The sequence below is a fragment of the Glaciimonas sp. PCH181 genome, assembly GCF_003056055.1.
Taxonomy (GTDB): Bacteria; Pseudomonadota; Gammaproteobacteria; order Burkholderiales; family Burkholderiaceae_D; genus Glaciimonas.
On the sequence record NZ_PYFP01000001.1, the window covers coordinates 1,166,728 to 1,187,966 of the forward strand.

The following is a 21,239-nucleotide window of genomic DNA, read 5'->3' on the forward strand; positions in this document are numbered from 1 at the left end:
CATTTACGCCCCATTTTTGAGAAAATTCGTTTTTCTAAGCGTGTTTAAGCGATGTCACGCTGCGAAGCAGTGCTGACAAAGATAGTAGAAGCAGCTTAGAATTTTCTTTTCATTTATTCATTAGAGGTAATAAACGATGGCCGTATCCGAAAAGCAAACCCTGGGTTTTCAGGCAGAAGTGAAACAGTTGCTGCAACTGATGATTCATTCTTTGTATTCCAACAAAGAAATTTTCTTGCGCGAACTAGTCTCAAATGCATCCGATGCTGCTGATAAACTCCGCTTTGAAGCCATCAACGACGGCGCGCTATTCGAGAACGATCCTGAACTAAAAATCAAAGTTACTTTCGATAAAACTGCGCGCACCATCACCGTGTCCGACAACGGTATCGGGATGACACGCGACGATGCCATTTCGCATCTGGGCACCATCGCCAAATCTGGCACTAAAGAATTCTTTTCAAAACTGTCCGGCGACCAGCAAAAAGATGCTGCGCTGATCGGTCAGTTCGGCGTCGGCTTCTATTCAGCGTTCATCATCGCCGACAAAATCACCGTTGAAACACGACGCGCTGGCACCAGCACCACCGAAGGCGTGCGCTGGGAATCCGAAGGCGCTGGCGAATTCAGCATCGAGGCCATCGACAAAGCCAGCCGCGGCACCGACATCATTTTGCATCTGCGCGCAGAAGAAGATGAGTTCCTTTCCGCATGGAAACTAAAATCCATTATTCAAAAGTATTCCGACCACATCTCGCTGCCGATTCTGATGCAGAAAGAGGAATGGGACGAAGAGAAGAAAGAAACCGTCGTTCAAGATACATTTGAGACCGTCAACCAAGCCAGCGCATTGTGGGCGCGCAGCAAGTCTGACATCACAGAAGAGCAGTATGTCGAGTTCTACAAACACGTTTCGCACGCTTTCGAAGCACCGCTGATTTATACCCACAACCGGGTTGAAGGTCGCAGCGAATATACCCAGTTGTTGTATATCCCTGCCCGCGCACCGTTTGACTTGTGGGATCGCAACAAGCGTGGCGGCCTCAAACTGTACGTTAAGCGCGTCTTCATTATGGACGACGCTGAACAACTGATGCCGGTCTACCTGCGCTTCGTCAAAGGGGTGATTGACTCGGCAGATTTGCCACTGAATGTCTCGCGTGAAATCCTGCAAGAATCACGCGATGTACGCGTTATTCGCGAAGGTTCGACCAAACGTGTCCTGAGCTTGCTGGAAGAATTGGCTAACAGCGATGAGCAAACCAAGAAAGATAAATACGCGACGTTCTGGACCGAGTTTGGTCAAGTCCTGAAAGAAGGTATTGGCGAAGATGGCGGCAACAAAGAACGCATCGCCAAGTTATTGCGCTTTGCTTCAACCAATGCAGACAGCGATGCACAAACCGTGTCTTTGGCTGATTACATCGGGCGCATGAAAGAAGGCCAGACCAAGATTTATTACGCTACTGGCGAGACTTACACTGCAGCTAAAAACAGCCCGCATCTGGAAATCTTCCGCAAAAAAGGCGTCGAAGTCTTATTGCTGACAGACCGCGTCGATGAATGGATGCTGTCGTTCCTGCAGGACTTTGAAGGCAAGGAATTGGCATCGGTCGCCAAGGGCGGCTTAGACCTTGGTACGTTGGAAGACGAAGCTGAGAAAAAGCAGCACGAAGAGACTGAAACTTCGTTCAAGGATTTAGTCGAGAAGATGAAGACTTCATTGGCCGATAAAGCTAAAGATGTCCGCGTCACTTTCCGTCTGACAGACTCTCCAGCGTGTTTGGTAGCCGATACAAATGAACTGTCCGGCAATCTGTTACGTATGTTGAAAGCCGCTGGTCAGGATGCTCCGGACTCCAAACCAATTCTGGAAATCAACCCGGATCACCCGTTGGTACAACGCTTGAAATATGAAGAAGCCAAATTTGATGATTGGGCCAACATTCTTTTCGATCAGGCCATGTTGGCCGAAGGCGGCGCATTGACCGATCCGGCATCTTTCGTCAAACGCCTGAATGATATGTTGTTGGGATTGGCAGCGAAATAAGGTCGGAAACGTAAAACTGCCGACAGGTAGACTAGTCGGCAGCAAGATATTGCATAAAAATGGGGGAGCCTGGCTCTCTCATTTTTTTATCTAAAATAAAGAAACGCGCAATCTCAAAGCCTGTTTATGGCGATATGAATGGCGATAAATAGTTGACAGCAATCGGTATTAACCACGGCGCAAGAAATGCCGTTAATACCCCATTCATCCCCATGCCTAAACCAGCGAATGCGCCCATCTCGGGGCTGACCTGAAACGCCCGCGCAGTGCCAATCCCGTGCGAAGTGACCCCAAGTGCAAAGCCACGCAGCTCATGTGAGCCGACGCGCATCCAGTTGAATAAAAACCGCGCTATGACAGCACCAAAAATACCGGTGCAAATGACCAGAACTGCTGTCAATGCGGGAAGACCGCCTAGCTTTTCCGACACGGCCATAGCGATTGGCGTCGTTGCAGATTTTGGTCCGATAGAGACGGCCAGTTGATAGGAGCCGCCCATCAGAACGGTGATCGTCACAGCGGAAATAATCGCTGTTATCGACCCCGAAAACAAGCCACAAATAATTGGGAAAAACGAACGGCGCAAACGCGGTAATTGGCGTGCAAGCGGAATCGCCAAAGCCACCGTAGCAGGCCCAAGCAAAAAATGCACGAACTGGGCACCTGAAAAATAATCACGATAAGACATGCCCGTGGACTTCAGTACCACAATAATCAACGCAATCGATATCGCTACAGGATTAGCAAGCGGAGAAAATTTGAACCGGCCATACAGCCAGAATGCGCTGACATACGCACATAAAGTCAACGTCAAACCCAGCAATGGCGACGCCGCGAGATATACCCAAATAGTGCCCAATTCGGGAATATTATGCATGGTCATTCTCTTTTTTCGGTTCAGCTGATGCGGATGATTTGCCGACCTGACGCGGCATAGTTAATCGCATTACGCCCGCAGTCACGGCCAGCGTCAGGATGGTGCTGACGATGACAGAAGCAATGACAGCCAGCCAATGTCCACGCACCGTCGCGGCCGAAACGATGATTCCTACCCCTGCCGGTACGAACAGCAATGATAAATGCCGCAATAACTCGCTACCGGTTTCCTCAATGCGTTCAAGCAGACTTGGTGAAATCACCAACGCGACAAACAATAACAACATGCCGACTACGGGGCCGGGAATCGGTAAACTTAAGGCGAACGTCATTCCTTCGCCCAGGCACTGAAAAATGAGTAAGGTGGCAAACGTTGCAAGCATCAAGTTACTCCTTATGTGAATCGGCACTGAATCGGCACTCTCCGTCACATGTTACTGCGCACACCCGAAAATCAAAGTGTTTATTGATATGCTTTTCAAGCATCGCCGCCGATGTCGAAAAGCTTTAATAATGCAAATGCCAGCGTTGGTACAAAAAATTCAAAACAAATAAAGGCCCGATCAACAAATATCTTAGGTCATCCAGAAAAGAAGGCTTTTTACCCTCAATGTTATGGCCAATAAACTGACCGATCCAGGCCACGACAAACACGACAATCGACAGCGGCAATACCCAATTGGACGGCAACATGTCCAATATCAACAACATCGGCGCTACCATTACCACCATCCCAGCGGCAAATGCGCGCGACAGCGATGCATAGTAAATCAATGCCGCCACTGCCATCAAAGCCGCCACAAACGGGTGCAATGCCCACAACAAACCCAGCAACGCGAACACAATAGCTGGCACACAAATACAGTGGATGATTTCGTTAGTGTGATTGCGATGGCTTTCAGCATAAGATCCCAATAAGGTATCGATTTTTCTAGGCATTGTCGGCTTTCATTTCTCTTTATTCGGATCGCTTTTTCATTGCGCCTATTTTGCGCGCTTAGCGCCCGCCAGCGACGTCAATAAACGTCCCGGTGGAATAAGACGCCTGATCTGACAACAGCCACAGAATAGCTTGCGCGACTTCATCGGCACGCCCCCCGCGCCGCATCGGTATGCTGTCTTTCACTACGCGCCCTGCTTCACCGCCGCTGGCGTGAATATCGGTGTAAATAACGCCAGGACGAACGGCATTGACACGGATTCCCTGATCGATGACTTCCTTCGCCAAACCTATCGTCATCGTGTCGATGGCGCCCTTAGAGGCCGCATAATCAACATATTCACCAGCGCCGCCAATCCTTGCTGCGACAGACGACACGTTCACAATAGCGCCACCGCTGCCGCCCGAGTTGGTCGACATGCGTTTAACCGCCTCACGGGCGCAGATAAAACTGCCGATAATATTCGTCGTAAATATCCGCTGCAAACGGGCAACGTCCATTTGGGCTAGCTGCATTTGCTTTTCCAGAATACCGGCATTGTTCACCAATGCCGTTAATGGGCCGAGTTTGGCGTCGACAGTTTCGAACAGGCTTATCACATCGGATTCCACGGCAACGTCCGCAGCAACAGCAATGGCCTTGCCACCGCCGATTATGATCGCATCCACCACGGCATCAGCTGCTGCCTTGTTATTGACATAATTAACGCAAACAGCATAGCCGCGCGCGCCCGCTAATAATGCCGTAGCAGCGCCAATGCCACGACTGGCGCCAGTGATAAGAACGACCGGTTGATGCATACAAATACTCCTTGATGAAAGACGAAAGAACGCACTATTTGACGATGATTCAACGCTCCGGGATGCATCTCAAAAAACCACCGAAAGGTGTGCCAAATGCAACGAAATATGAAACGATAATATACCGATCCTTTACAATATTTATTTAACATTACACGCCGCCATCGTCACATGACCGCACCACCGCCCTCCGCGCCCAGTCTGAACGGCTTTGCGCCCGTGATTGATGAACACACACAGATATTGATTCTAGGCAGTTTTCCCGGTGTAGCGTCATTGACGGCGCAAGAATATTACGGGCATCCTCGCAATCAATTCTGGAAATTGCTGTCGGCGGTACTAAACGATGATCTGGTCGGTTTGCCGTATGCGGCACGGCTGACAGCTCTACTATCCCACGGCGTTGGTCTATGGGATGTTCTGGCCGGTTGCGAACGCAGCGGTAGTCTCGATAGTGCCATCCGCAACCCATTGGTGAATCAATTCGATCTGCTGCATGAGCTCTGTCCGGCGCTGGTACGAGTATGTTTTAACGGCAAAACTTCGGGCAAGTTTGCTGACCAATTCGCGCTAGCCGGTTTTCAGACTTTGGTATTGCCGTCATCCTCGCCCGCCAACGCGCAATCTACATTTGAACAAAAATTGAGGCTGTGGCGCGGTATCATTAGTTAATTATTGACGCGGTTGTATTCCAACCGTCATCTACTTCCAATTTACTCTCCATTTACATCTACTTATCTGACAATGCTGATCAAACGCAAATCCATCGAAGCCGAAGCCAATCTTAAAGCCGGCCCCAGCAAACGCCTCCAGAAAACGGATGTAAAAGAGAATAAAGCAGAACCCAAAGCCCCGCGCAAACCAAAATTTGCGCCAGTGACGCTGTCTGAGCAAGACGGTGTGCGTTATCTGCATTTCGGCACTGAATGGGTCCAGGGGGCAATGCGCTTGCGCAAACCGGACTGGCTAGAGTTGGAATATGCACAACAGATGATGGCATGGATGTTGTTTAATGATCAACCGCAGCACATCGTTCAGCTCGGGCTCGGAACAGCGGCGCTGACCAAATTCAGTTATCGCCAATTTCCCGCCGCCCGCGTCACCGCGATTGAGCTCAACCCTTCTGTATTGATGATCTGTGCATCGATGTTCAAATTGCCGCCCGACGATGACCGTTTATCCGTCATCGAAATGGATGCGATGGACTTCGTTATGAATGAGGCTAATCGTGAGACAGTCGATGCGCTCCAAGTGGACTTATATGACGCCACAGCTAAAGGTCCGGTGCTCGATACGCCCGAATTTTATAGTGCCTGCGCTGCTTGTCTGACAGATAACGGCGTCATGACCGTCAATTTGTTCGGCGATCATCCGAGCTATGCTAAAAACCTTAAAGCCATGATGTACGCGTTTGATGATGTCTGGTGCCTACCCGAAGTCCATGATGGTAATGTCATCGCCATCGCCTTCAAAACCGCCTGGAAGCCCGATTTCACGACACTTTATGAACGCGCTGCTGAAATTACCGCAGAGACCAAACTACCAGCAAAAACCTGGGTAAATGGGATAAAAGCATGGCACGCTGATCATTAAGTTATCAGCTTTTAGCGTTTGGGGATGTCATTAATTAATGTGGGCGACCAGCCGGATACCGATAATCGCATGAATAAAGCAGCGCCAAAAATACTCGATCTTCAGCAAATTTTTACCTGGATGCTGGCAGATGGCACCGTCTCCAAAGATGATGTCAAAGACTTTTTCACGCAAGCGCAGGGAATCTTCCGGAATGCCAGCGTTGCCATCCATCCCTTAAGCGCGGTGGCGCAGTGCAAGCGGCAGACAGCACAAATAGGACAAACACCGCCGCGGCTGATCACGCTGGAGTGGCTGACGGAGTGGCTAGCGCGCAAGGTAAATTTGCCTTTTTATCGGATTGATCCGCTCAAAATCGACTTCGCTAAAGTCGCCGACGTCATGTCCGCGAATTACGCGACACGCTTCAATATTTTGCCGGTCGAATTGAACGCAACCGATCTGGTGATCGCTACCGCTGAACCATTCCGCATCGAATGGGAACCAGAAATCGCCAAGCTCACACGCCGCAACATCAAGCTAGTGATTGCAAATCCGGTCGATATAACTCAATACATTTCGCAATTCTTTGCGCTGGCAAAGTCGATCAAAAGCGCCCATAAATCCGGCGGTCAAGAGTTAGCGCTGCGTAATAATTTTGAGCAATTAGTCGAACTTGGCAAAGCGAATAAGCAGGTAGATGCAAATGATCGCCACATCGTCAACATTGTCGATTGGCTGTGGCAATACGCGTTTGAACAACGGGCATCCGATATCCATATGGAGCCTAAACGCGATTTCAGCGCCATCCGCTTTCGTATCGATGGCGTGCTGCATCAGGTATATCAGGTGCCTGCCGTCGTCATGATCGCCATGACCGCGCGCATCAAATTGCTCGGGCGGATGGATGTCATTGAAAAACGCCGCCCGCAGGATGGACGGATTAAAACCCTGACTGCGGGCGGGCAAGAAATCGAATTGCGCCTATCGACACTGCCAACCGCATTTGGCGAGAAGTTGGTGATGCGGATTTTCGATCCGGAAGTCGTGGTGAAAACATTGCCCGAATTGGGTTTTCCTGCCAACGATGCGCTACGCTGGGATGCGCTGACCAAGCGCCCGCACGGAATTATTCTGGTGACGGGTCCGACTGGATCGGGCAAAACCACCACCTTATACACCACCCTGAAAGCGCTGGCGACGTCTCAGGTCAACGTCTGCACGGTAGAAGATCCGATCGAAATGGTCGAACCTGCATTCAACCAGATGCAGATCAATAACGGCATCGATCTTACTTTCTTGGATGGCGTCCGGGCTTTGATGCGGCAAGATCCAGACATCATCATGGTCGGAGAAATCCGCGATCTGGCGACCGCTGAAATGGCGATTCAAGCCGCCCTTACAGGTCACTTGGTCCTATCCACCCTTCACACCAACGATGCGCCATCTGCGGTCATGCGCTTGCTGGAATTAGGTGTGCCCTATTATTTGCTGGAAAGCACATTAATTGGCATCATGGCACAACGATTGGTACGTACTTTGTGTCCGCATTGCAAAAGCGCGGGAGGCGAAATCTCAGATGAAGTATGGCAAAACCTGGTGAAAAGCCAGGATATACCGAAACCGGACACAGTCCATCAACCAGTTGGCTGCCCCGAATGCCGACAAACCGGCTATCGCGGTCGGACCGGCTTGTATGAGCTATTGACCGTCACCCCGGCTTTTTCGAAAATGATTCAGGCTGAAACCGATATTCATGCGCTAAAACAGCAAAGTATCGCTGACGGCATGAAACCTCTGCGTGTTGCCGGTGCAATTAAGATTATCGAGGGTGTTACGACGGTTGAAGAGGTGCTGAAAGTAACCTCTGCACTGACGTAACCAGCGCAATTAACCAATGAATCAACATGCAACATCATCCAAAGGGAATTGGAAAACATGCTAAAAAACTGCCTCCGCAATGCCGTGATCACGCTGACTATGACGAGTGCCCTGCCAGTTGTGATGACAACTGCACACGCGCAAATCAATGGTGCCCGAGCAACTATCAAAGCCGATACGCCCGTCGCGGCAGAATGTCAGATGCTGGCAGAACGCATGAAAGAACTCGACCAATTTGAACAAAGACGGCAGATGGAGCGAGATGATCGTGGTGTACGTGACAATCGCTATCAAAATCGCCGTCCCTATAAAAGCCAGGAATGGATACGCCAGCAACGGTCCGATACGCAAACAAAAATGTTTTTCGCCAGATGCTAGATTGTTAATTTAACAACCCAGCATTTGCCACTGGCGCAGTCATCAGCAGCCAGAGAAATCCGCACAAATCTGCCCCATCAGCGCGCTGGTAAAGGTAAAATCAACGCCTCATCGAAATGCGATACAAACTGGCTGCGAATCGGCTGCAAAGTGGCTGAGAAGATAAAGCATAGCAATTTTGCAAGCAGCGCTTAAAAGCAAACGGCGAGCAACCATTAAATACACAAGAGGAACAGATTGAAAACAGCACTAGTCGGAGACTACGACATCCCCGAATTCGACAAAACAATCATGACTAATCTACTGGTGTCGGTAGTAGACCTGAACATCGTTCGGCAAGAATACAAACTCATTGGCGTCCGTAATGCCAATCAGGAAATCTATCGCGTCATCGGCGCTACCACTGATAACCAGTACCTCAACGCTACCGAAGAGCTTGATGACATGGGACTCGTGGATGATCTGCAAGAAAACGATCGCGAAAAAAATGGCTATGACGCCATCTTTAGCTTAGATCTGGATCTTGATGCGTAATTAAGCGACATTCCCGCTACAAAAAATGCCCGCGAACACAAATGTGATCGCGGGCATTTTTTTATCCATTCATTGAACCATCAGACCTTAACGTGTTTTTTCCTTCATGCGATTGCTCCAGACAGTCTTCGAAAAAAGATCGAAAATGGTTTTTTGCTCTGTGCTCAATCCATCATAAAAAGTCTTGGTAGTCGCGGCGCTCTTGCTCAGAAAATCGGCATCTGAACGTAATATAGCTGCCATTTTTTCCATTTTTTCAGGCGTTGAAAGATTGTCATAACCCGGAGCAATCGCAGCGCGTATTTTTTCTTTGGATTGCGCTTGCATCGTCACTTGCGCGGTTAAGCTGCTAGAAAATGTTTCCCACGCCGACTCTTGCGCGGGTTTAAGATTCAGCTTCTGCTTCAATTCAGCAAGGCGTTTTTGTGTTGCAGCCGTAGGATCTTTCTGAGGATGCACACTCTGTGCTGCGCTATTTGTCGCTGGCTGCGTTCCCTGTGCAAAGGCAGTTACACCGGCTCCGGCCAAGAATAACCCGGATAATAGATACATTGCCGCAATAGGTTTTCTCATTTTCGCTCTCATTTCAGTCATTTAGATTACCGCAATTACCCCTATGGGCTTGCAGCGTAAACGTCTGAATGCAAAGTAGCGTTGACCATGATTACACGCCGTTACAAAGTCAAATTACCTGATTTCACTGGCGATACTGGCGACCAAAACCCCCGTAAAAAAGGAGGCTACGTCGGTTTAAATAAACCGGCGTAGCACCCTTTTATCTTCGCAATTTAAGCAGAAGCACCCACAACCGGTAGTTCAAAGTTTGGCGCGCTGGCATTACCGCACACGCGATCGCGTCCACCTGATTTGGCTGCGTAAAGCGCTTTGTCTGCGGCTTGCACGAGTTCTAACGGAATATTTTCGTTCCTGACTGGAACAAACGCGTCGACACCGGCGCTAATGGTGACCACGCCTGCGGGATTGCCTGTGTGTTCAATTTCCAGATTATGGATTGCCTGGCGGATATTTTCGGCGATGCTCATCGCCCCGCGTATATCGGTCCCCGGCAATAAAACGCCAAGCTCCTCACCACCATAGCGGGCAGCAACATCGCCCGGACGATGTTGACCGGTTTTGACAATTTGGCTGATTCTTCGCAAACACTCATCGCCCGCCGCGTGACCGTAAATGTCGTTATATTGTTTGAAGCAATCCACATCGATCATGACCAGGGCCAGCGAACTTACGTTGCGTATCGCGCGACTAAATTCTTTTTCAAGAGAGATATCGAAATGGCGGCGATTTGACAGCCCGGTCAGACCGTCTTGCAACGATAATCTCTCCAACGTTTGATTAAGCGCCTCTAACGCATCGCGGGTGCGGACAATTTCCGCTTCGGCATCGACGCGTCGCTTAATTTGCGCAATCAGATAAAAGCCCATCCAGCCCAATACGATGAGAAGCACCAACACACCAGCTGAGTGCAAATAGGTGTCGGCTAGCCATTCGCCCAGAATTTCGTCCTTCGATAACGCTGCGGCAACGAATAGAGGATAGTTATGCAGACGTCGAAAACTATTCAGCCGGGTGACGCCGTCCTGTGACGATTTTACAAATAATGTACCGGTTGCCCTTTTTGAAACGTTATCGCGAAATAGCACCGTATTCGCCATGCTTTTTCCGATTGAATCACTTAATAGCGGACTGCGGGTCAACATAACGCCAGAATTCAGGGCGAGGATAATCGCGCCTTCGTGACCTATATTAAAACTTTTATAAAAGTTATTAAAATACGCCACGCTGATTGTCGCCAATGCAACACCGGCGAAAGTACCATCGGGATGATTTATTCTGCGCGAAAGGGTAATAATCCAAGTGCCATTAGAGCGGCTTTGGATCGGCAATCCGATATATGGCTGCGTATCGGAATGGGTGCGGTGATAAATAAAATAATCCCGATCCGAATTATTAACATTCGGCGGCATGTTCGGTTGTGCATTTACTAGCCACCGCCCCGTTTCGTCATATACGAAAATACCATTAAGTTGCGGCAATTCCGCGACCCGTTTTACCAGCAAGGCATGCAGCCGGTTCAGCGCCGCCGGGCTAGTGCCGTCAGTTTGCACTCGCTCGACCAGACCAAGCAGCGCAGTATCAGCCGCTTTGATCGTATCGTCTGCGTGTTGGGCGATGGACTCCGCCATATTGGAGGTGGCGACGGTCATCTCATGTAGCTGCGTATTACGGGCCGTCCAACTTCTCCAGCCATCCATTAGTACGAGCGAAAGACAAACCAAAATGACAAAAATAACTGCCAATAAAGTAATTGGCAGGCGTTTAAGGGTAAATTTGCCTGAGTGCGTCGGTGTTACAAGAGGACCGGTCATAAAGTTTTTGGCATAGTTACACGAGTTTCAACGACGACTGGAAAGGCTAGTAAAAATATTGCCATTTAGCCTCTCACATCGGTAAGAATTAAAAATTGTTATCCTGAAGAAACTATTATTAATCATCGGTCTGTAGAGATCAATGCCAATTTTATTTTATTATTAATAAGTTATTACGTGAAAAAAATCTGACTCGCCGTGAGTTTGCGCTGTCTATTTGAGCGGTCCCAAACGGTTTTCCGACGATAGGATATTAGCGGTTTCTTGCTGCACTATCTGCTGTGCCGGTGATGAAAAGACTGCTGCTCATGCTCTCACTAATAATCACTTAATCGGAAACAGACAAATAACATTCCACCGTTGCAGCCAACAGTATCCCGCCAACAGCATTTGCCATCAATGCTTGGATAGAGCGCTAAAATGCCTCATACAGAAAAAGAGAAGCGATCATCGTTATGCGCCGCATTTTGACCCGATCGAAAACAGTATTTGCCGCCCGATTTTTAGTTTTTATCATTTTCAATGGAATACAAAAGGAGCACCCATGAGCAGTATCCAACACATTATTCATCCGCAGATACGCGACATTGGCTTCCCCATCCGGCGCTTGTTACCCTCGGCCCAAGTGCGCACAGTTGGACCCTTTGTATTTTTTGATCATATGGGTCCGGTGACTTTTGCTGACGCAGGTACCGCTGGCGATGTCCGACCACATCCCCATATTGGACTGGCAACGGTTACGTATTTATTTTCCGGTGCAATGATGCATCGCGATAGTTTGGGGAGTGTTCAGCGCATCGTCCCCGGCGATATTAACTGGATGACATCAGGACGCGGCATCGTCCATTCAGAACGGGTGCCGGAAGATATTCGTCAGCAAGGCGTGACGGTGCAAGGCTTGCAAATGTGGGTGGCGTTACCGAAAAAGGATGAGGAAACCGCACCCGGTTTCTGGCACACTCCCGCAGCAGATATCCCGGTTGTGCAATTGGAAGGCGTTGAATTACATATTTTGGTCGGACAAGCATTTGGCAAAATATCGCCAGTTAACACACATACCGAAACTTTATATGTAGCCGCCCAATTGGCCGCAGGAGCCCAGCTTCAAGTGCCGTCAGACACGATAGAACGTGCCGTGTATGTTATCAGCGGTGCACTTTCGGTAGATGGCGAAGCGATTCAGCAAGGTACGCTGGTGGTCCTTGCGCCAGGAACCGAGGTCACGCTGATCGCAGAAAGCGTCACCTCTCTGATGCTATTAGGTGGCGAGCCGCTCGATGGCCCACGGTTCCTTTGGTGGAACTTCGTGGCCAGTACCAAAGAGCGAATTGAAGCTGCAAAAATAGCATGGACCAATCAGCAGCAAGATGTCTTTCCCAACGTTCCCGGTGAGACCGAATTCATTCCATTGCCGGAGCGGTAAATTCACCACGCGCAGATGTTGCTTTGCCAAGGGGCGCAAATGCAGGGGCAGCGCTAGCCAGTTTTTGCAATCTGGCTTGTTGCTGCACCCGCGAACGCCGCTTACGCAACCAAATCAGGAAGCCGGTAGCGCTTAACAATGCCACGATAGCCCCCATTATTGAAATCAAAATACGTCCGGTTAAACCAAGGATGCGTCCTGAATGCAATGGGAATTGCGCTTGAATAAAGATGTCGCCAGCACTGCCAGTACCAGGGAACTTGCCGCCTGCCGGGCTGCCATCCTTGCCATCAAAGTAGAGCCATGAATTACCCAAGCCGCCATCGCCATGATCGTTACCGGGCCTAAAAAATCCCACGCCGTAAAGTCCGTAAGCGGGCGCATAAAAGATGCCGCCTGCGGGCAAAGTCCAGCCGCGTTTGGCCGCATCAAGTTTAGCGATGTCGACTATCCGTTCACGACTTAGCAAGGGCTCAATCGGCTTATTCTCGGGCTGCGGCGTAATGGCAGCAAAAGCATCTGGGCTCAGCGTTGAAAATATCGACACCACCGGACGCATTATTTGATTTCCCAGATTCATTGATACCGAAGTCACGGCCAGTATCAGCAACAAAGCCCATAACCAGACGCCGCCGGATCGATGTAAATCGAAATTCAATTTATGGCCCCCTTGCTTCCAGCGAAACGCAAACGACTTGCGCCAACTGCGCCAATTTGGAAATGACAGCCACAGGGCGATAAAACAATCGAAGGCCCATACGACCCCGATCAACCCCATAAACCACATGCCAAACTCAATTCCCCAGCCCGATGGAATGTGCATGGTGTAGTGGAGTTTGTACAAAAACGGCAGCAAATTTTCCCGCGCAAGCGAGACTTCTCCCCACATCCGTGTGCCTTGCACCTCAGCAGTGACCGGATCGACCGCCATCTGATTGAAGCCAATCTCAAACGGCTTCCCGGTCGCCGGATTGATGCGTCCCTCAACCGACATTTGCGAGGCGTGACCTGGCTCTTCTTGTGTCAATACATATTTGACGCGCACCCGTGGATCAGCGGCTTCGACGCGATTTGCCAGCTCCAGGCCCGACAACGTAGGTTTACCAGCCATCTGTTCGCCGCTACGCGCTTCAAACAATGTCGGATTCAGCCATGCATCAATCTCATGATCCCATGAGATTAACGCGCCTGTCGCGCCGGAAATGAACAAAAAAATCGCAACAGCGAGACCAAACCAACGATGTAATAAAACAAATACCGGACGCATCACGCGATCTCCATACTTTTAATGATAAATGCGTTATCCGTTGCGGCACCGGCCGCCGATGCCATAGGTGCGCTACCCAAGACAAATGTTTGAGCAAGCGCCATCGGATGAAAACGCAAATTTGTAAGATGAAGAAAATAGGGAGATAACGAGGTGTAGCCGGACATGCGGGTAGAACTCCTAAAAAATAATGGGCGTCCATCGTCGGTGATTCTTCACGACAGGAATGCTTTGTTCCAGCTCATCAATGTCTTTTAGTCCTTAATAGCGTTAAATTAACGCTGCTTAGGGAAGACTTTTTATTCTACAAATAATAATGAAAATGAGAATGATTCGCAATTATATTTTACATATCCTCAGGAGTTTTACTTTATATTTGGCAATTAATAATATTTAGCAGCACTTATCATCAAGAAAGCTTTCGAGCAGTGCATAACGCGACTGACTTAAAGCAACGTTAATCGCGGGTTAATGTGGGGTGATGACCGGCATATGCCGCAGCGTCAGGCGCCAGAATAACAAGGCAAGAAAACTCACCGTCGCCCCCAACAAACAAACTCCACTCCAACCAAACCGGGCATACGCCATGGTCGAAGCAATCGCGCCTATTCCACTTCCCACCGAGTAAAACAGCATGTAACACCCTACCAAACGACTGTGGGATTCAACCTGCGTGCTAAAAATCATGCTCTGATTGGTCACATGCACGGCTTGCCCGCCAAGATCCAGCATGAGAATACCAATCACCAGAAACCATAACGAATTGGTCCCAAACCAGAGCGCTAGCCACGAAGCCAGCAACAGCAACAAAGCCCAGCGACTAGTCCACTGCCCTCTTCCGCGATCAGCCCAATGACCCGCCCGTGAAGCGGCCAGTGCCCCGGCAGTACCGACCAGTCCGAACGCACCGATCTGGGTATGCGAGAAATAATAGGGTGCAGCGCTCAACGGCAATACAAGCGCACTCCAAAACACACTGAACGCGGCAAACATCAGTAAAGCGATCACGCCCCGAATTTGCAGCACGCGCTCGTTGCGCAGCAACGTATACATCGAAAAGATCAATTCCCCATAGTGCAGTCGCTGTGATGGCAGCATCTGTTTAGGCAGCACGCGACACAGCACCACAGCAAGGCCCAGCATCACCATCGCCGAGAAGAAATACACTGTGCGCCATCCGCTCAGATCGGCAATCAAGCCAGCCGCTACCCTCGCCAACAGCAGTCCAATAACAACTCCGCCTTGGGCCGCACCGACCACCCTGCCGCGTTGATCGGGCGCGGCCATCGTCGCGGCATAGGCAATTAGACCTTGCGTCATTGCAGTGCCAAGCAAACCGACCGCCAGCATGTATACCAACAAAGTTGTTGATGAAGTCGCCATCCCGACGCCGACAAGCGCCACCATCAGGGCCACTAACTGCGCCAACATTAATCGCCGCCGATCGAGGATGTCGCCCAACGGCACCAATAGCATCAGCGCCAGCGCGCAACCAATTTGGGTAGCCGCTATTACTCCTCCCACCGCAGCATGGCTAATAGCGAAGTCTGCTGATAGTGCATCCAATAAAGGCTGCGCGTAATAGACGTTGGCAACGCTCATTCCGCTTGCACAAGCAAACAATACGACTAGCGAACGCGGCATTGCGGGGCGCATTACGTTCATTGCGTTGTCTGATAGATGCCCTGAAGTAGCGCTGACTCCGCTGCGGGTCTGACTATTCATGATTGTCCTTTTGCAAACTGGTTGTTATTTAAAACTGGTTGAAGTGTAAGCAAATCAGTTTTAAAATGCAACCGATATGATGGCTAACGTGGCCCTCAACACAAAATGCAAAAAGAGATGGCCAAACGAAAAAGCATGCAGGACGACCCATGCCCGGTCGGACGATCACTAGATATCGTTGGGGACAGATGGTCGCTTCTGATCGTGCGCGATGCGTTTGATGGCACGCGTCGCTTCAGCGATTTTCAGCGTAGCCTCGGCGTAGCGCGCAACATTCTGGCTGATCGCCTGCGCAACTTGGTAGAAGAAGACATCCTGACGATTCAACCCGCATCAGATGGCACCTCGTATCACGAGTACGTTCTAACGACTAAGGGTGATCGTTTGTTTCCGGTGGTCGTGGCACTCAGGCAATGGGGGGAACATTATTTGTTCCGGCAAGATGAATTACACTCGCAGTTGCTGGATAAAGCGACGGGGAAGAACGTCGGCCAGATGGCCTTGAGAGACGCGAATGGAGAAGTATTGAATGCAGATCAGACAATAGTGAAGAAAATTCGCTAACTATCATTACTAGCCGCCATCAGGCAAAAAATAGCCATCTCCGCAAAAACCGAGATGGCCATTTTTCACTACGATAGGTTGGCTAAACTGCCAACTACCATAAAACTGCATCAGGCAGCGATCTGTTCTTTCGCCAGCGATGCCATATCAATCACAAAGCGATATTTAACATCGCTCTTCAGCATTCTTTCATAAGCCTGATTGATATCCTGAATAGAGATCAATTCAATATCTGAAGTGATGCCGTGCTCAGCACAGAAATCCAGCATTTCTTGCGTTTCCTTGATACCACCGATGAGCGATCCAGCCAGCGTACGTCGCTTCATGATCAAGCCAAATACATTCGGTGACGGATGCGATTCAGCCGGTGCGCCTACCAATGTCATCGTGCCATCGCGCTTTAACAAATTCAGGAAATTATCCAGATTATGCGGAGCGGCGACGGTGTTAAGGATGAAGTCAAACGTATTTGCATGCGCCGCCATTTGGTCTGCATCCTTTGAAATCACTACTTCATCGGCCCCCAAACGCAATGCATCTTCTTTCTTGTTTGGCGAAGTGGTGAACAAGACCACATGCGCGCCCATCGCGTGCGCAATTTTTACGCCCATATGACCAAGACCGCCTAGTCCAACGATACCGACTTTGTGGCCTTTGCCAACTTTCCAGTGACGCAAAGGAGAGTAAGTAGTAATCCCGGCGCAGAGTAATGGTGCAGCAGCGGCGGGATCAAGTTTATCGGAGATATGCAAGACAAATTTCTCGCTGACAACGATGTTATTGGCATAGCCGCCAAAAGTAACGCCGCCGCTTTGCTTGTCTTCACCGTTATAGGTGCCGACAAAGCCTGTTTCACAATATTGTTCCAAACCATCGGCACAGCTTGGACAGCTCTGACAGGAGTCCACCATACAGCCGACACCAGCCATCTGACCAACTTTAAAGTTCTTTACATGTTCGCCAACTTTGACCACCCGACCGACAATTTCATGGCCTGGTATGGCAGGGTAGACGGTGTTATGCCATTCGTTGCGTACGGTATGCAAGTCTGAATGGCACACGCCGCAATACAAAATCTCGATCTGTACATCGTGTGGTCCGGGTTCGCGACGTTCAAAAGCGAATGGCGCCAACGGGGCTTGCGCAGTCTGCGCGGCATATCCAACGGCTTTAAGCATTTTGAATTCCTTTGTAAAATGAAACGGCGAGAACCGGGCCGCGTAAGCCAACAATGGTAACGCTATCGGGAAATAATTTCTTGCGAGCATGCATTTAGGCGCATCCTGTTAGGCGGCATGCCGCCATTGACGTTAAGAAAGCTGGCGAAATGGTGCAAAGATTCTCTCGTTAAGCGACCTTCAACGCACTCCGTCAACAATAAATGCCAAACAAAGTCTTACATCGCAATTTATAGTGGATAATTCGCCCCCAGCCAACAAGACCACCCTGGCCCCCTATTACTGTCGGAGAATTACGTGATTATCGAAGCACAACTTCCTGCCATAACGGCACTACTCAAAAAAGCAGCAAACGCAAGTGACAGCGTTGCTTTTAATGCTTTGTATGCGTTGTTTCCAAAAAACACACCTGCTCAAAAAGTCCATGCAACGCTAGAAGCGGCATGTATCTCCCTTGCAGATTTCGATCTGGCGATCTATTCAGTTGTCATGGTTAAAAAAGATACCGGCTTGCCGGGCGATGGTTTCTTTGCGACCTACAAGGCAATACACGAAGCTGAGTACACGACGATTGCCGGTGATACTGCGCTGATCGCTTTAACATTAGCGCAAAAGCAGTTGATGGTAAATGCAGAAAAAACCAGAGTTTACGCTCACGCTAAGGCTTAAATGTCTGACATGCTGGCGATTGAAAAAATCCGCACAGCGATAAAACGCTTGAACTCCCCCTTAAAGGGATGATGAAAAAGCCGTACTCTCACAAGAGGTACGGCTTTTATTATGTTGGGTTAACTTATCTTCCGCATGATGTTGGCGAATATTTTCCGTACATCATCTGCAATCGGCACAACCGCTAAAAACATCAGAGTTGCTGCTAGCGGTGCAGTTGAAATAAAACCAATATTCTTAAATCCCAATGCGCCCACCAAACCGCCGCTAAAGAACAGAAAAACCAATGTCCCCAACAAGCGCAATTTATCCAGATCAGCATGGACGGTGTATTTGGGATCGTGTCTGGTACTGTTCCAATACACCAGCTTTCCCAGTTCTATCCCGATATCGGTGACCATTCCCGTCATGTGCGTGGTACGAATCTCGGCCTGGGAGATTTTGGTAATGATGGCGTTTTGCAATCCCATAATGAAACACAGCAGCAATACCGTGACGGGCACAAATAGCCATTTGTGATTTTCCAGATTGCCACCTAGTAAGCCGAATAATAATAACAATACTGCCTCTAGCATCAACGGTATCGCGTACTCCCCCTGCAGGCTCCGCTTCCGCCCCCAGTTAACACATATCGCACAGCAAGCAGCACCGAGGGTGAAAAATATAAGTGACGCCAGGCCAGCCAACAATAATCCGATTGCGCCCAGCGCCAGGTTATCCCCCATTGAAGAAATAATCCCCGTCATATGCGACGTATATTGCCCCACTGCCAGAAAACCCCCGGCATTAATCGCTCCCGCAATAAAAGTCAGGAAGCATGCCAGATGACGATTGGCCCTCTGACTACGCTCTCTTCCCGTCAATTGCCGCAGATACGGAATCGGCATTTATACTCCATTTATTGATCACTACTTACCGGTGCCTGTCACGCATTGGCACGCTTTCCGATCCGGGCAGCAATGGGCAATTTCACCTGCCGCTGATGGCGCAAGATCAACCAGACGCTCGCGATCAGGGTTAATAATTCCGTGATCAGCAAGGCATACCAGATCGCCTCGCCACCGAAGTAGGTATTCAGCAGCCACAAAGAACCCAACAGCAATATCCAACTACGCAGAACCGCAATAATCGCAGATGCGCCCGGCCGTTCAACTGCAGTCAAATAGCCCGCTGCAATCAAGTTACACCCAGTCGGCAAAAATGCCAACGCATACCAGAGTATCACTGGTTCCAGCACTTCCCATGCCGATCCGCCTTCAGGCAGAAACAGAAAAGTCAGTTGTCGTGAAAACGCCAGCATGACCACAGCGATTAGCACCGCAATTCCCATCACCATTGATGCCCCGAAAGTAAAGATGCTTTGTACTGCGCGCGGTTGATTGGCGCCCCGATAAAAACTAATCATCGGTTGCATGGTTTGCACAAAGCCCATCATGGTCACGATGGCGGCCAGCGTCATGTATTCCAAAATAGCGTAGGCAGCTAAACCGCTTTCACCGTAGGCGCTCAATATCACTCGATTGAAAACAAATACAGTCACAACCGGCGCAATGGCACCTAAAAATTCAGAAGAGCCGTTATACAACATCACGCCGACCTGATTGCCGCCCTTAAACGCATTCCAGCAAGGCCGAATGTTTTTGGCTTTAAAGAAGTGATAACTCAACATCGTGACACTGGACACCAGCATGCTGATACCGGTTGCCAACCCAGCGCCCTTCATGCCCATCGGTACCACAACGATAAGGTAGTAATCTAAAGCCACATTCACCAGCGCGCCGAAAAACATCGCATACAAACCAAACGCCGCAGCTTTTGCGCCTTCAGTGCGCAAGAAAAACTCTAATGCGTATAACGCCTGCGCAAACAGAATAAACCACGCATAGGTACTTAAATAATCTTCTACCAATACCGCCAGATGCCCGGTCGCGCCCATCAGCTGAGCTATTTTTGCGGTGTTCATCAGCACTACCATGCTCAACGCAATACCAATCGCAAGCATGCTCCACAGCGCCTGCGTAAAGACACGGCGTGCCTCATCCATCCGATTTTGCCCTGACAGACGGGCAATCAACGTCGCGCCACCCACGCCGATCATCAGGCTCAGGGCATACGGAACATAAATCAAAGGGACTAACAGATTGAGCGCGGCCAGTGATTGCGAGCCAAGATAGCGGCCAATAAAAATGCCATCAACGAAGGTGTACAGGGTATAGACCCAGCCGGACAGCAAGGTCGGAATAGCTAAAACGATAAATTCTTTTAGCAGTGATTTTTGGGAAATATTTTGCATTGGACTGATTTTCTAGAAAGGATGCGCGACTTCAAGTGCGGTGACTTAATGTGATGTGGCGGCAGGAAAAACGCCGCGCGATCAAATTGACCAGCAGGGATAAGCATTGGGCATTGCTTGAAGACTTGCGTCAGTCACGCACCGTCGCGGCGAAAATAATGCGTGATCACACTGGTTAACTATTCACAATCAGGCGTTGGAAATTGCGCTGTAGCGCTACGCTGCCAGCCGCTTCTTCAGCATGATTTCGCGGATCTTGTCATAGCCCATATTAAACAAAAATGTATAAGGCAAAAAGAACAGGACCAGACCGATATCAAGAAAGAAGGCATCCAGCAGACTCATATTGAGGCCCCACGCTGCCAGCGGAATGACTATCGCGATCAAACCAAGCTCAAAGGCCACCGCGTGCATGACGCGCACTTTTACGGTACGAATAAATTTAAAACGTCGTTCCAGTCGGTCAAAAAAGGTATTAAAGATGACATTCCAGACCATGGCGATCAGAGAGATGATCAACGTCAGCATCCCCGCTTTGGCCATCGATACACCCATTAACCATGACAATACCGGTGCACTGAGGATGACTGCAAGTGCTTCAAAGCTGATGGCATGGAAGCAACGCTCAGCGAAAGTTTTATTGTTATTCATACAAGCTCAAGTTTTATTCATTTTGGAAGCTTGCTATTCTCTTCAGTTTT

Annotated in this window: 21 protein-coding genes and 1 pseudogene; 9 read left to right on the plus strand and 13 right to left on the minus strand. The window is 49.5% G+C overall.

Annotated features, from left to right (window positions below; all coding sequences use genetic code 11):
- Positions 1–136: 136 nt before the first annotated feature.
- Positions 137–2,050 carry a molecular chaperone HtpG gene (htpG, locus tag C7W93_RS05240; RefSeq protein ID WP_108439071.1) on the plus strand — a complete coding sequence of 638 codons (1,914 nt, stop codon included), beginning with the start codon at positions 137–139 and terminating at the stop codon, positions 2,048–2,050.
- A gap of 124 nt (positions 2,051–2,174) precedes the next feature.
- On the opposite strand, the gene C7W93_RS05245 is transcribed toward htpG, so the two are convergent.
- The 4 genes from C7W93_RS05245 to C7W93_RS05260 form a co-directional block, all read right to left on the minus strand.
- Positions 2,175–2,927: an LrgB family protein gene (locus tag C7W93_RS05245; protein WP_108439072.1), complete on the minus strand. Its 753-nt coding sequence runs from the start codon at positions 2,925–2,927 to the stop codon at positions 2,175–2,177.
- Positions 2,920–3,309 (minus strand): CidA/LrgA family protein, encoded by a 390-nt coding sequence (locus tag C7W93_RS05250; RefSeq protein WP_108439073.1) that lies wholly within the window; start codon positions 3,307–3,309, stop codon positions 2,920–2,922. The genes C7W93_RS05245 and C7W93_RS05250 overlap by 8 nt, the downstream gene beginning before the upstream one ends.
- 124 nt (positions 3,310–3,433) lie before the next feature.
- A complete protein-coding gene (locus C7W93_RS05255) occupies positions 3,434–3,865 on the minus strand; it encodes a DUF962 domain-containing protein (protein WP_108439074.1) in 432 nt (143 codons plus the stop codon).
- 58 nt (positions 3,866–3,923) lie between these two features.
- On the minus strand, positions 3,924–4,667 hold the full coding sequence (locus tag C7W93_RS05260) for an SDR family oxidoreductase (protein ID WP_108439075.1): 744 nt from the start codon (positions 4,665–4,667) through the stop codon (positions 3,924–3,926).
- A gap of 171 nt (positions 4,668–4,838) precedes the next feature.
- On the opposite strand from C7W93_RS05260, the gene C7W93_RS05265 reads away from it, so the two are divergent.
- The 5 genes from C7W93_RS05265 (at position 4,839) to C7W93_RS05285 (ending at position 9,032) form a co-directional block, all read left to right on the plus strand.
- Positions 4,839–5,339: a DNA-deoxyinosine glycosylase gene (locus tag C7W93_RS05265; RefSeq protein ID WP_108439076.1), complete on the plus strand. Its 501-nt coding sequence runs from the start codon at positions 4,839–4,841 to the stop codon at positions 5,337–5,339.
- 72 nt (positions 5,340–5,411) lie between these two features.
- A complete protein-coding gene (locus C7W93_RS05270) occupies positions 5,412–6,260 on the plus strand; it encodes a spermidine synthase (protein WP_108439077.1) in 849 nt (282 codons plus the stop codon).
- Positions 6,261–6,284: 24 nt separating this feature from the next.
- Positions 6,285–8,120, plus strand: coding sequence for a GspE/PulE family protein (locus tag C7W93_RS05275; RefSeq protein ID WP_370446395.1), 1,836 nt, complete (start codon positions 6,285–6,287; stop codon positions 8,118–8,120).
- Between the two features lie 57 nt (positions 8,121–8,177).
- Positions 8,178–8,498, plus strand: coding sequence for a hypothetical protein (locus tag C7W93_RS05280; protein ID WP_108439078.1), 321 nt, complete (start codon positions 8,178–8,180; stop codon positions 8,496–8,498).
- 237 nt (positions 8,499–8,735) lie between these two features.
- The gene (locus C7W93_RS05285; RefSeq protein ID WP_225869753.1) at positions 8,736–9,032 is read left to right on the plus strand and encodes a hypothetical protein; all 297 of its coding nucleotides are present in this window, start codon (positions 8,736–8,738) and stop codon (positions 9,030–9,032) included.
- An 87-nt stretch (positions 9,033–9,119) separates the two neighbouring features.
- Here C7W93_RS05285 and C7W93_RS05290 read toward each other — a convergent pair whose 3' ends face one another.
- Both C7W93_RS05290 and C7W93_RS05295 read right to left on the minus strand, forming a co-directional pair.
- Positions 9,120–9,605 carry a Spy/CpxP family protein refolding chaperone gene (locus tag C7W93_RS05290; RefSeq protein ID WP_161539884.1) on the minus strand — a complete coding sequence of 162 codons (486 nt, stop codon included), beginning with the start codon at positions 9,603–9,605 and terminating at the stop codon, positions 9,120–9,122.
- A gap of 215 nt (positions 9,606–9,820) precedes the next feature.
- A complete protein-coding gene (locus C7W93_RS05295) occupies positions 9,821–11,419 on the minus strand; it encodes a GGDEF domain-containing protein (RefSeq protein ID WP_108439081.1) in 1,599 nt (532 codons plus the stop codon).
- A gap of 544 nt (positions 11,420–11,963) precedes the next feature.
- Here C7W93_RS05295 and C7W93_RS05300 point away from each other — a divergent pair.
- Entirely contained in the window at positions 11,964–12,842 is an 879-nt protein-coding gene (locus tag C7W93_RS05300; RefSeq protein WP_108439082.1) for a pirin family protein, read from the plus strand.
- Here C7W93_RS05300 and C7W93_RS05305 read toward each other — a convergent pair.
- From C7W93_RS05305 to C7W93_RS05310, 3 genes are all read right to left on the minus strand, one after another.
- Positions 12,820–14,109 (minus strand): PepSY domain-containing protein, encoded by a 1,290-nt coding sequence (locus C7W93_RS05305; protein ID WP_108439083.1) that lies wholly within the window; start codon positions 14,107–14,109, stop codon positions 12,820–12,822. The two genes, C7W93_RS05300 and C7W93_RS05305, sit on opposite strands and share 23 nt — an antisense overlap.
- Complete coding sequence (locus C7W93_RS24575; RefSeq protein WP_161539885.1) at positions 14,109–14,276, minus strand: hypothetical protein; 168 nt, start codon at positions 14,274–14,276, stop codon at positions 14,109–14,111. Before C7W93_RS24575 ends, C7W93_RS05305 begins: the two co-directional genes overlap by 1 nt.
- Positions 14,277–14,577: 301 nt before the next feature.
- On the minus strand, positions 14,578–15,774 hold the full coding sequence (locus C7W93_RS05310) for an MFS transporter (protein WP_370446443.1): 1,197 nt from the start codon (positions 15,772–15,774) through the stop codon (positions 14,578–14,580).
- Between the two features lie 177 nt (positions 15,775–15,951).
- On the opposite strand from C7W93_RS05310, the gene C7W93_RS05315 reads away from it, so the two are divergent.
- Complete coding sequence (locus C7W93_RS05315; protein ID WP_108439084.1) at positions 15,952–16,398, plus strand: helix-turn-helix domain-containing protein; 447 nt, start codon at positions 15,952–15,954, stop codon at positions 16,396–16,398.
- A 110-nt stretch (positions 16,399–16,508) separates the two neighbouring features.
- Here C7W93_RS05315 and C7W93_RS05320 read toward each other — a convergent pair whose 3' ends face one another.
- A complete protein-coding gene (locus C7W93_RS05320) occupies positions 16,509–17,576 on the minus strand; it encodes an NAD(P)-dependent alcohol dehydrogenase (RefSeq protein WP_108439085.1) in 1,068 nt (355 codons plus the stop codon).
- A 297-nt stretch (positions 17,577–17,873) separates the two neighbouring features.
- Between C7W93_RS05320 and C7W93_RS05325 the strand changes: the two genes are divergently transcribed.
- Positions 17,874–18,245 (plus strand): hypothetical protein, encoded by a 372-nt coding sequence (locus tag C7W93_RS05325; RefSeq protein ID WP_108439086.1) that lies wholly within the window; start codon positions 17,874–17,876, stop codon positions 18,243–18,245.
- A 155-nt stretch (positions 18,246–18,400) separates the two neighbouring features.
- Here the strand turns inward: C7W93_RS05325 and C7W93_RS05330 are convergent.
- The 3 genes and pseudogenes from C7W93_RS05330 to C7W93_RS05340 form a co-directional block, all read right to left on the minus strand.
- Positions 18,401–19,132: pseudogene (locus C7W93_RS05330) on the minus strand (YoaK family protein); the annotation flags it as partial.
- Between the two features lie 38 nt (positions 19,133–19,170).
- On the minus strand, positions 19,171–20,538 hold the full coding sequence (locus C7W93_RS05335) for an MATE family efflux transporter (protein WP_108439088.1): 1,368 nt from the start codon (positions 20,536–20,538) through the stop codon (positions 19,171–19,173).
- 216 nt (positions 20,539–20,754) lie between these two features.
- The gene (locus tag C7W93_RS05340) at positions 20,755–21,189 is read right to left on the minus strand and encodes a multidrug/biocide efflux PACE transporter (protein WP_108439089.1); all 435 of its coding nucleotides are present in this window, start codon (positions 21,187–21,189) and stop codon (positions 20,755–20,757) included.
- Positions 21,190–21,239 lie beyond the last annotated feature (50 nt).